We start from the raw sequence: 11354 nt of genomic DNA on the forward strand, positions 1-11354 counted from the left end.
GATCCCAACTGTCTATAAAATTTCCTCAATGACCTTAATAAACGTTTCTGCCCCCCTCATTAAGATACTTAAAAACACGAACCAATCAATACACCAGCTAGTCAACGAGCAGGTAAACTAACCCAGCAACAAGTTTTTCTTTTTCTTGATTTCTTCTTTTATGCCTCATTCTTTGTTTGTAGAATAAGGAATTCTCAGTATGGAGAAGTGGGCATTCTCGGCATGGAGAACCACGACAGAAACACAAACTCCTGAAACTACTAGACCTAGGTCTTAAAGACTCTAGAAACATCATTAGAGAGGAAACGCTTAATGCTTTACCAGGTGAAGAAGCTTATTAACTTTTCTATACATACTGATCGTTCGGGAAATACCGGACAAAGGTGTACTCTGTGAAGGGACTGATAACTCTTTTGAACGCCATAGGGTTGAAACCCAACACGGCCAGGATAATTGCTATACTGGTAATCAGTAATAAAGCGCTTACACTGAGGGAGATATGTGAGGCAACAGGTTACACCAAGAGCCGGGCCTCGGAGCTCATGAAGCTGCTCGAGGCGAGTGGATTAATAGAGGTAAATATCGTTAAGAAGCGGGCTTATTACAAGGCTAAGATCGATGAGCTCGTGAAGCGTGTGGAGAGGCACCTAGAGAAACTAGTAGAAGCCCTGGAGGCAGCCCATCATGAAAGCGGTATCAGGGACTTCATGGAGATCGCGAGCAATATTAAGGCGGCACGTAAAGGAGGCGGCTTCATTGATAAGTGAATGTGGTAAATCACTAACCGTGCTAGTTGACTCAGTCGACAGTAATGTAGAGGAGTTAAAGAACATTGTTCTCAAATATGCCATGAAAAGCGGGGGTAGAAGGATAATCCTGATACTCCACAAGGAGGCCCGCACTAGGCCACTTGAATTAATAAAGGATAGTATATTGAATAACCATGTCTACTCATTAATTATATACGAGCTTGAATCAAGAGGCGAGGCCCTAGAGCTACTAGAGAAACATGTCTGCAACGATAGCATCCTTGTTTTAACCACACGCGATAACCTCGAAGAGCTACTGAGAAGGCTAGATGGTAAAGTATTATTCGAGGTCGTGTGAAATGGGGTACGAGATAGTTCTCACATCTGATCGAACAATGATGAGTAATCATCACGGCAAGGAGTTCCTGGGATTCATAGCTACAGGACCTCCGATAGCTATGCCGGAATCCCTGTGGATGATGCTGGCAGCACCCAAGGTCAAGGTGGATGATGCGGGGAGACCCAGGGAGGCTCCTTATGGAATGAGAAAGATAGAGGCTGTGCTGATGGATGCAGGCTTCAATGCCGCTATAATCGATCCAGACCACATAGACAAACACTTGGACTCGATGAAGATACTGATGCTAAGCCACCACGATTACTTTGCATACGGTCCTCCAAGCAGTGAATGGTGGAGCATAACAGGGATGGAGCCGATTAATAGGAGGAGCTTTATCAGGTTCATGAATAGCCCCGTTGTGAGGAAGGCGAAGGAGAAGGGGGTAAAGATAATAGTGGGCGGACCGGCTGCATGGCAGTGGCTCTACGAGCTGGAACTAATGGATAAATGGGGAGTAGACACGATTGTTGATGGAGAGGGAGAGAAGGTTGTAGTAGAGCTTGTTGAGAAGGCATTGAGGAATGAGCCGTTGCCACGCTATGTGTACGTGGGGGCAGGCGATGTACCCGGGGTTAACGAGATCCCTGTTATAAAGGGTGCTAGTGTTAATGGATTGGTTGAGATAATGCGTGGCTGTCCCAGAGGGTGTAGATTCTGCAGTGTTACACTGAGACCATTGAGGTTTATTCCTCTTGAGAAGATACTTGCCGAGATCGATGTAAATATAAGGAGCGGGTTGAAGGGCGCCATCCTGCATAGCGAGGATGTACTACTATACCATGCAGACGGGGTGAAACCTAGACCTGATCCAATATTAAGGCTCCACCGCGAGGTATTAGAGAGGATAGGTGAGAAGAGGAGTCTTGCATGGTCCCATGCAAGCCTTGCAGCAGTTAAGTACGCTGAGGAAAACCATAAGCTCATCTCTAAATTAATGAATGAACTAGTGTTGAATGAGCACCGTAGGTTCCTCGGGGTGGAGGTGGGCATTGAGACTGGAAGCGTTAAGCTGGCACATGAGATAATGAGGGCTAAGTCAAGCCCCTACCCTGTCGAGGAGTGGCCTAATGTAGTGGAAGATGCCTTCAGGATCATGCATGAAAACAAGATTATCCCAGCTGCCACGGTAATCCTCGGTATCCCTGGTGAAACACCCGATGACGTCACGAAAACCATCGAGTTGATTGAGAGGCTTAAACCATATAGAAGTATAATAGTTCCAATGTTCTTCGTACCCATGGGTGCATTAAAGCATAATGCATGGTTTCTACGCGACCACTTGAAGCATGAGCATATTGATGCATTGCTCGCAATGTATAATCACACTATTTACTGGGCTGAGGATATAATGAACAAGTTCTACTTCAGTGAACCATACCATGCTCCATTAAAGCTCCTCCTCAAATATTTTATGGGATATGTGAGGAAGCAGGTAAACAGGTATGCCGGCAGGCTTGAGGAAATAATTAAAAAGTGAGACAACATTAATCAACTCTCAATGAATAAGGATTCAGTGGCGGTCTAACATGAGTGTGTTTTATGTGACTACACCGATATATTACCCTAATGCACCACCGCATATAGGGCACGCGTATACAACAGTATTCGCTGACGTGCTTGCAAGATTCCACAGGTTGACTGGTGGCAAGGTCTTCTTCCTAACCGGTAATGATGAACATGGATTGAAGATCCAGAGGGTTGCAGAGAAGGCGGGAAAACACCCCAAGGAATATGTTGATGAAATGGCCAACCTGTACAGGGAGTACTGGAGAATATTGAATATCTCGTACGACTATTTTATAAGGACAACTGATCCCTACCATGAGAAAGCAGTTAAGGAAGCATTTAACTACATATACAGGAAGGGCTTGATATATAAGGCGAAGTATAGTGGGATGTATTGTGTGGACTGTGAGAAGTATTATTCACCGGGCGAATACACGGAGGTTGAGGGCAAGCCCTACTGTCCAATCCATAACAAGCCCTTGGAGTACCTGGAGGAGGAGACGTATTACTTCAAGTTATCGGAGTTCAAGGATTACTTACTGGATGTACTTGAGAACCAAGATATAGTGTATCCGTCCCAGTATGCTAGAGAAGTAGCCTCCAAGATAAGGAATGAGGGACTAAGGGATGTCTCGGTGGCTAGGCCTGTTGAAAGAGTATGGTGGGGTATCCCGGTTCCATTCGATGACAAATACGTTATCTACGTGTGGTTCGATGCTTTAATGAACTATCTCAGCGGGATAGGGTATCCTGATGACAAGGAGAAGAACACGCTCTACTGGAGCAACGTGCATCATATAATAGGCAAGGACATACTATGGTTCCATACAGCCGTATGGTTCTCCATGCTGAAAGCACTAGATATACCTCCTCCGAGGAGGGTAATAGTTCACTCATATCTGATCAGCAAGGGCCTAAAGATAAGTAAGAGCATCGGCAATGTGATATCTATAGAGGAACTGGTGGAGAGATATAATGGTAGCGACGGCGTGAGATACCTACTCTCAAGGATATTTAACACCGATAAGGACAGCGAGGTCTCCTTCGAGTTACTTGACAGCATCTATAACACAGAGCTCGCCGACACATTTGGAAACCTGGTTAGGAGAGTTGGGTCGCTAGCATTAAAAAAGATGGGTGGCAAGGTATATAAGAGGAGTATTGATGAGAATGTAGCCGATGTAATTAGCAGTGGTATCGGGGCATACCTCGATGCAATGAGGAGTTACGAGGTCTCTAAGGCTCTAGAGCACGTGATGAACATAGCTAGATACGCTAACCAATATATTAATGAAACCAAGCCCTGGGAAAAGTCTAATCCAAGCAAGGAGCTGTATACGTTACTGGAGCTGATCAAGGTTACAACAATACTGCTTCACCCGTTCACGCCAATGGCATCTTCGAAACTAGCCTCCGCATTCGGGTTTGAAATAGAGAACCCAGTGAACATGGAGCCCGGGAAAACTGAGAGATACACCATCACTGATGCACCAATACTCTTTAGAAAAATCCAGGTTAAACAAGAGGGATAGATGGTAGGAATGGCCAGGTATCTGGCGGTGGATCTGGGTGCAACTAAAACCAGGATAGCTCTGTGCGGTCAGGACAGGATACTTGATAAAATAGTTTTTCCCACACCTAAAACCGGTGATAATACAACGATAGCTGAGTCAATAGTTGCTAAAGCTAGAGAGAAATGGAGTAGTATACTAGACAGTGTAGAAGCAGTTGGCGTGGCATCAATAGGTCCACTAGATTTAAGGAGGGGAGTCATTGTTAAGCCGCCTAATCTATTATTCAATGAAGTAAAGCTACTAGAACCCCTGGAAAGAATGCTCGGTAAGAGAGTATACGTTGTAAACGATGCTGTAGCCGCTGCTTGGGGAGAGAAGCACTTTGGCTCTGGAAGAAGCTTCGAGAACCTGCTCTACGTGACGCTGAGTACTGGTGTGGGAGGCGGTGTAATAGTGAATAATCATCTCTTACTAGGCAAGCAGGGAAACGCACATGAAATAGGTCACATCGTGGTTGACTACAACTCGGAACTCAAGTGCGGTTGCGGCGGCTACGGGCACTGGGAGGCCTACGTTGGTGGAAGAAACTTACCAAGAGTAGCGAGGTGGCTACTTGAGAGGAACCCAGGGCTAGCCTCAGGTAGTCTCCTCGCCAAGAGGATCTCAATAGGGGAGCAGGTGACAAGTATAGATATATTTACACTATACAGGAGCAATGACCCCCTCGCCTTAGAGGTGGTGAAGCAATTTATTAAGGCAACGGGAGCTGGACTCGCTTCAGCGATAAACTCATATGATCCAGAGGTAGTCATCATCGGTGGAGGAGTATTCATCAATAACATTGATATACTGCTTGAACCCATAAGGAGGGAAGCAGAAAGAAACATTGTGACAACCCCGCCTCTGATACAGCCAACAACGCTTGGGGACGATGTGGGATTATACGGGGCATTAGCGCTGGTTATCGAGCCCCCGGAGGAACTCTTGAAGCTACAGTCATCAATAACTACTCAGTAAACGCTTCCCGCTGGACAACCCTATATAGTTGACGCTCCACTCTAGAGGTGGCTTCTACTAGTAGTTGGACCACGTACCTGTATTATGGTGATCGCCTCTAGGACCGCTGCTAACAGTAATAGTAGTATACCTGTTAAAACTATTGCAAGATACTTTCTACTGGTTTCCAGCCTTGTAACGGAGGATGCTAGTATAGAGTACGCGAGTAACTCGGTGATCGCGTATGGATATAGTAGGATGGAGAGCGTTCTTAAAGCGGTGTCTAGTGGGAGGCCGTAAATCGTCAAGCCAATTATTATCCCAGCATTACCCACCCCTGATGCAAGGGCAAGCGAACCCATTGGAATAATCGATGGGATCGATATGGAGAGATTATTGAGGAAAACCATTATTATTAGGCTGTATAGCGACGTGGATGAAGCAATACTTCTCATATTTTCTGACACACCTTTAAACAACCCGCTGTAAACAGGGTAGCCGGCTATACCAGTCGCCACTCCTGCTATAAGCAATATATAGGTTAGCGCTATGTTCACCGCGAGTATGAATGGATAGCTTTTATCCCTCAGCATGTGGTTCAACGCGAACCATGTCAGGCCTAGTGATAGATTAGAGACAAAGCTGTATGGTACACCCATATAGGCAAGACCCCATGTAAGCCCCAATATAAATAACACGACTCCAATAACACGCGAAGTCAGCGAACCCCCCTCTCCCTCAGTTACCTCCTGTTGTAATGGGCCAGGTGGATTTGGGTGGGTGCCGTGTACACGTGTGATATGGTTGTTGAACTCCTCGATGACCCTGTATGATAAATATGATGCGTAAAGGCCGAGTGTGGCCACGGTTAATGCTAAATCTAAAGCAATATCGGCTATCGAGTAGTCCCTGAAGTAATTACGGCCCAATAACACCTTCTCCTCCTCTACCACATGTCTTCTAACAGCCTTCCTGGCAAGTACTAGTATAACTGGGTAAGCGCCTGTGAGAAGCACTAGGAGGATGCCTGTACTGGGTGATGGAAGAGTTGATGATGTGACAGCATTGCGTATGTATAGTAGGGCCCCGTTGAAGTCTCTCCCACGAGTGAAGTAGTATGTTACAACACTGCTTTCATAGAGGTGTTTCTTAATAGAGTATAGTAGATAGTATGATGAGAGCGCTGAGGAAATAAGATATGCGAGAATAAACACTGTAGATGGTGCCAGCGTCGCAGGGATACTCTGTATGTCTAACACTGTATTGATGTTGTATAATACGATTAACACTGCTGGAGCAATAAATATACCTGGCAATATATGGATGAGGGGGTTTTCCCTTTTAAATGTGACCGAGGAGACGACCTTGGATAACTCGTCGTTGATGTCGCTTCCCATGGCTACACTGCTCATTCGCTCTCACCACGAATCTGGTATCTATCTTTATCTGGAAGCTAGTTAAATACATTTATTAATAAAGGATCCTAATCCATGGGAATACGGTGGTTCACTCATAGCTGTCTTAGAGTTTTAAACTATAGTGGCAATCTATACTATGATGGTGAAAACATGGTTAAGGCCCTTATTCTCCATGGTGGGGCTGGAAGCTGGAGAGATGAATCTATTAGAGTTAAAGCCGAGAAGGTTATCGAGGAGTGTACCAGGCGTGCTTGGCGGATACTCGGGGAATCCAATAACGCCCTCAACACAGTAGTTGAGGCCGTGAGATGCATGGAGGACTCGGGAATCCTTAACGCTGGCTACGGCTCTACCCTTGATCTACTCGGTGGGAGAAGCCTTGATGCCGGTTTAATGACTTCAACAGGCCTCCTCGGTGCTGTCGCAGCTGTGAAGGCTACACGTAACCCAATCCTACTGGCTAGAATAGTCGCGGAGGAGACACCCCATGTACTACTGGCTGGCGGGAGCGCTGATGAATTAGCCGTGTTAAAGGGTTTACCACCACTGCCGCCACCGCCTCCACACGTTGTTGAGAGATATATTCAGGCAGGTAGGAAGCTACTGGGTGGAGACTTGAAGCAGGACTACTATATGAAGATACGTGAATTCGTGTATAGGCATGGTAGCTCATACTACACTATGCTCAAGGAACTTGTAAACGTCTACGATACAGTGGGGGCTGTGGCGCTGGATGAAAAAGGAGTCTTGGCAGCAGCAACAAGTACTGGGGGAGTCATATTGAAGCTCCCCGGCAGAGTAGGGGACACACCAATACCTGGGGCCGGGTTTTACGCGTCGAGCACTACAGCCTGCAGTGCTACAGGGATCGGTGAATACATTATAAGGGTGATGCCATGTCTGAGGCTAGACATGGAGGTCTCAGGCGGCATGGATCTCGAGGAGGCGCTCGGAAAGATAATGTATTATACTGAGAAAACCGTTGGGCAGGATGCACTTGGATTCATCGGTGTAAGCAGGGATGGCAGGATATTCTATGCGTACAATACTGATGGCATGCTAATAGGGTACATGAGGGATGATGGGGAAATATATGTTGCATCACAGCACCCAGTTAAGGTAAAGGTAGTTTAGTGATGAGCTGTATCGAGACAATAGTCATAGATGTAGATGGAACACTGATACCAAGCCTAGTAGACTTCGATAAACTCAGGAGGAGAATAAGGGAAGAACTAGGTGTGAGCCATGAATTGAAGCCGCTTGGACTATCGCTTTCCAGGCTAGATATACCCGTGGAGAAGAAGAAGCGGGCATGGGAAATGATTGAGGAGGAGGAGTTAAACTCCATAAGGCTCCTTGATCCCGGCTCACTGAGCACCAATATCAGTGAAGTAATAAAAATGGTGGAGAATGGATTCAAAGTAGTGATAGCCACCCATAGAAGTAAGAGAACTCTTGAACCGCTGCTGGAGAAGCTGTGCCTAACAAACTATATTAGTGAGTATGTGACACGCGACTACTCTATTGACAGGGTTGAGCAGTTGAATTATTTAAAGGCCAAGTACAGCGAGATAGTTTTTATCGGGGATACCATATATGACGAAGAAGCCTCGATCAAGGCTGATATAAGGTTCTATAGGGTTAAATCATACACGGAACTAGCCAGCATATTGGAGTACTTGAGGCTGGAGTGCTCTAGGAGCCGGAAGCATTACAACACCGGGTTTGGCTCTTCTGTTAAATAGTCTTCGCCCCCAGCTAGAACCCTCTGTATCGCTGCGTAAAGAGAATCAAATCCCTCTCCCGCGGTGTTGGAGACCGGTACTATATCGAATACCAATAGTTTCTCGAGGAGCTGGGAGATCTCTGTTTCATCCCATATCATACTGGCCTCCCTATCATTAACTATCATGGAAGCCAGTGCCTCAGGGTCTTCAAACATGTTTAAAAGCTCCTCTAACACTCCGTCTCCAAGTAGATCAGTCTTCGTCAACACATTTACCTGGGGATATCCCAGCCTCACATATGTCGATGCCGCCAAGAGTAGTGATGAGAATATATTGGAGCTCCGGACCATATGCACAGAATCCATGAGATATAATGAGACGGCTTTTGCATTACCGATCAAGGATCTCAACACGATCGAGCCGGTGTCTCTGAAGGCGAAGAGCTCCATTTGGCCAGGGGTATCAATCAATATGTAATTCGCTTTCAAGCTATCTACGAGGTCCTGGAGCTCCTGTATATTGGATATCAGCATATCTATGGATGCTATCAACGCGCCGTTAGGACCTAAACCCGTCTTCCTCATGACTTCACGGGCATCCACGTAGTCCCTTACATCTATATCCGGGTCATATGGGATCTCCTCGACAGCCGGGTCGAGGTTTATTATTGCTGCATCAAGCTGGTGTGATGTTAGATACGTGTATAATGCACTAGTTAACGAGGTCTTACCGCTTCCGGCGGTTCCCAACACCACCACGAAGTACGGCATCTAGGGTCACCAATACATGTATCCCTTATTACCGCGGAATCTTCCTGCAAAGTTCAATCTATAACCGCATTTAGGGCATTTAAAATCCTCTCCGAGCCTCCAATCGATAATATAGAAGCCGTTTCTCTTCACAACAAGGGAGCCGCATCTAGGACAATAGGTATTCTCTAAGGGATGCCCCCACACATTACCTATGTAAACATGCTTCAATCCCGCCTCTCTAGCCGCTTCAGCATGCCTCTCCAACGTCTTAACAGGTGTTGGAGGGATATCCTGCGCCAGGTAGTCTGGGTGGAATCTCAGGAGGTGGAATGGCGTCTCCTCCCCGAGGTTCTCGGCAATCCATTTAGCAAGGCCCGCCGTATCCTCTATTCTATCGCCGACACCTGGAACAATGAGGCTCGTCACTTCGATCCACCAACCCTGTCTCTTCATCTCGATGAGGCTCTCGTATATTGGTGAGGGATCCAGTACACCCATGTACCTCCTATAGAACTCCTTATTACCTGAGGCCTTGAAGTCAACGGTTGCCGCATCCATGAGTTTACCGAGCTTCCTAATGGCCTCAGGTGTCATATAGCCGTTTGTGACCATCGTATTGAACAAGTCCTTCTCCTTGGCGAGCCTTGCAACATCGTACATGAACTCGTAGAATATTGTTGGCTCATTATATGTGTAGCTTATTCCATCACAGCCGTTACCTAAGGCCTCTTCAACCACTTCCCGGGGTTCATATGGCTTCCCGAAGGCACCATCCCTCCTTGACTGGCTGAGCACCCAGTTCTGGCAGAATCTACAGTAGAAGTTGCATCCGACTGTTGAAATAGAGAATGCGCATGCACCGGGGTTGAAGTGCATTAAGGGCTTCTTCTCTATGGGGTCTGGGTTAGCCGCTGTAAGCAGCCCATACACCAGCGTGTAGAGCCTGCCTTCATGATTATATCTAACACCGCATGCCCCATAGGCTCCCGGCACTATGATGCATCTCCTATGGCAAAGGTTACAGCGTACCCTTCCGTCTCCAAGGGGCTCCCAGAAATCTGCTTCCCTAACCCATGGTAGGTCGGGGGAGAACTTCAAGCTTCTCATCCTCTTAAATAAAATTGTTTAGACCCGTATTATAATATACTGGTGACTCGTGTTGATTAAGGCTGTTGTAACCGGTAACTACCCTGATGGATTCAATATAGCTAGGGGAGTCAATGCCGAAGTAATCGGTATCACGGAGAAAGTGTTCCCCGACGGAGAGCAATACGTGAGGCTTGAGGAGCCGGATAAGGTAAGGGATTCCACGATCCTCGTTATTTCAACCATGTACCCTATGCAGGATCAATCCCTTCTGAAATTATTAATCCTAGCCGACGCCCTGGCAAGGAACCAGGCAAGAGAGTTCATCGGGGTAATACCATACCTGGCCTACTCAAGGCAGGACAAGGTATTTATGCCGGGAGAGCCTGTATCGGCCTCAACAGTGTTACGGATCCTTAAATCAGCCGGTTATAGCAGGCTCGTAGTTGTGGACTTCCATAGCAATAGCCTGCTAAGCGATTTCAAGCCGTACCTTGTAAACATCCTTGTCTCAGACCTCCTTGTTAAAGCAGTGGTGGATAAGCTGGATAAGCCGGTCATCCTCGCCCCTGATAAAGGTGCCTTGGAGAGAGCCAGGTTTGCGGCTGAAAGCATTGGCTTAGACTACGATTACCTGGTTAAATCAAGGGACAGGGTGACCGGGGCCGTGAGCTATGCCCCTAGAGAGGCGAGCGTCGAGGGAAGGGATGTCGTGATAGTCGATGACATAATAAGCACGGGTGGGACGATCGCCGAGGCATCAAGGATCCTCTTGAAGCAGGGGGCTAGAAGAATATTTGTCGCTGCATCCCATGGATTGATGATCGGTAATGCGTTATCGAGGATTATGGATGCGGGTGTCCAGAGAATAATATTAGCCAACACGCTTAGCGCAAGGCTGGAGCACCCGTTAGTAGAGTATGTTGATATATCGTCGAGGATAGCCAGCGTGTTGAGAGAGTTAATCCAGGCCTAGGGTAACCGTGGTCCCGGGTATGAAGGCATTAGTTAACTACTTCCTGCTAAGAGGAGACAACGAGGCCCTTGGACGAGGAGAGCTTAAGGCATTACTCGAGGCATACGAGTGTAGAGATGTAGCTATAACATGCTACACAATGCTCTGTATAGTGAGACATAGATGCAGGGATATAGCTGAGAGGATAGTGAGGAGGGCTGGCTACATAAAGGAGGGTGGGCTACTCTTAG

At 46.9% G+C, this 11354-nt stretch carries 11 protein-coding genes and 1 pseudogene; 9 read left to right on the forward strand and 3 right to left on the reverse strand.

The window, feature by feature from the left end; genetic code table 11:
• The first annotated feature begins 392 nt into the window (after window positions 1-392).
• Genes ACP5N5_RS03055 through ACP5N5_RS03075 form a run of 5 tightly spaced genes read left to right on the forward strand, consistent with a single transcriptional unit; the run spans window position 393 to window position 5186 of the window.
• Window positions 393-767, forward strand: a complete 375-nt coding sequence (locus ACP5N5_RS03055; protein ID WP_428132764.1) for a MarR family transcriptional regulator — start codon at window positions 393-395, stop codon at window positions 765-767.
• The gene (locus ACP5N5_RS03060) at window positions 757-1107 is read left to right on the forward strand and encodes a hypothetical protein (protein ID WP_428132767.1); all 351 of its coding nucleotides are present in this window, start codon (window positions 757-759) and stop codon (window positions 1105-1107) included. Before ACP5N5_RS03055 ends, ACP5N5_RS03060 begins: the two co-directional genes overlap by 11 nt.
• A 1-nt stretch (window position 1108) precedes the next feature.
• Window positions 1109-2626: a B12-binding domain-containing radical SAM protein gene (locus ACP5N5_RS03065; RefSeq protein WP_428132770.1), complete on the forward strand. Its 1518-nt coding sequence runs from the start codon at window positions 1109-1111 to the stop codon at window positions 2624-2626.
• Window positions 2627-2675: 49 nt separating this feature from the next.
• Window positions 2676-4187 carry a methionine--tRNA ligase gene (gene metG, locus ACP5N5_RS03070; RefSeq protein ID WP_428132774.1) on the forward strand — a complete coding sequence of 504 codons (1512 nt, stop codon included), beginning with the start codon at window positions 2676-2678 and terminating at the stop codon, window positions 4185-4187.
• Between the two features lie 9 nt (window positions 4188-4196).
• Window positions 4197-5186, forward strand: coding sequence for an ROK family protein (locus tag ACP5N5_RS03075; RefSeq protein ID WP_012608214.1), 990 nt, complete (start codon window positions 4197-4199; stop codon window positions 5184-5186).
• Between the two features lie 41 nt (window positions 5187-5227).
• On the opposite strand, the gene ACP5N5_RS03080 is transcribed toward ACP5N5_RS03075, so the two are convergent.
• Entirely contained in the window at window positions 5228-6577 is a 1350-nt protein-coding gene (locus ACP5N5_RS03080; RefSeq protein ID WP_428132779.1) for a hypothetical protein, read from the reverse strand.
• A gap of 156 nt (window positions 6578-6733) precedes the next feature.
• Between ACP5N5_RS03080 and ACP5N5_RS03085 the strand changes: the two genes are divergently transcribed.
• Together ACP5N5_RS03085 and ACP5N5_RS03090 are read left to right on the forward strand one after the other, a co-directional pair.
• Complete coding sequence (locus ACP5N5_RS03085; RefSeq protein WP_428132782.1) at window positions 6734-7717, forward strand: isoaspartyl peptidase/L-asparaginase; 984 nt, start codon at window positions 6734-6736, stop codon at window positions 7715-7717.
• Window positions 7718-7719: 2 nt separating this feature from the next.
• Window positions 7720-8328, forward strand: a complete 609-nt coding sequence (locus ACP5N5_RS03090; protein ID WP_428132785.1) for an HAD family hydrolase — start codon at window positions 7720-7722, stop codon at window positions 8326-8328.
• On the opposite strand, the gene ACP5N5_RS03095 is transcribed toward ACP5N5_RS03090, so the two are convergent.
• The gene (locus ACP5N5_RS03095) at window positions 8295-9080 is read right to left on the reverse strand and encodes an ATP/GTP-binding protein (protein WP_042667404.1); all 786 of its coding nucleotides are present in this window, start codon (window positions 9078-9080) and stop codon (window positions 8295-8297) included. The two genes, ACP5N5_RS03090 and ACP5N5_RS03095, sit on opposite strands and share 34 nt — an antisense overlap.
• A 6-nt stretch (window positions 9081-9086) precedes the next feature.
• The gene (gene amrS / locus ACP5N5_RS03100; protein ID WP_276813944.1) at window positions 9087-10169 is read right to left on the reverse strand and encodes an AmmeMemoRadiSam system radical SAM enzyme; all 1083 of its coding nucleotides are present in this window, start codon (window positions 10167-10169) and stop codon (window positions 9087-9089) included.
• 52 nt (window positions 10170-10221) lie between these two features.
• Here amrS and prs point away from each other — a divergent pair, with 52 nt between their 5' ends.
• A complete protein-coding gene (prs, locus tag ACP5N5_RS03105; protein ID WP_423777191.1) occupies window positions 10222-11124 on the forward strand; it encodes a ribose-phosphate diphosphokinase in 903 nt (300 codons plus the stop codon).
• Window positions 11125-11143: 19 nt separating this feature from the next.
• Window positions 11144-11354, forward strand: a pseudogene (locus tag ACP5N5_RS03110) (TRM11 family SAM-dependent methyltransferase); the annotation flags it as partial.

This window comes from Desulfurococcus sp., from assembly GCF_049970475.1.
Lineage (GTDB): Archaea > Thermoproteota > Thermoprotei_A > Sulfolobales > Desulfurococcaceae > Desulfurococcus > Desulfurococcus amylolyticus.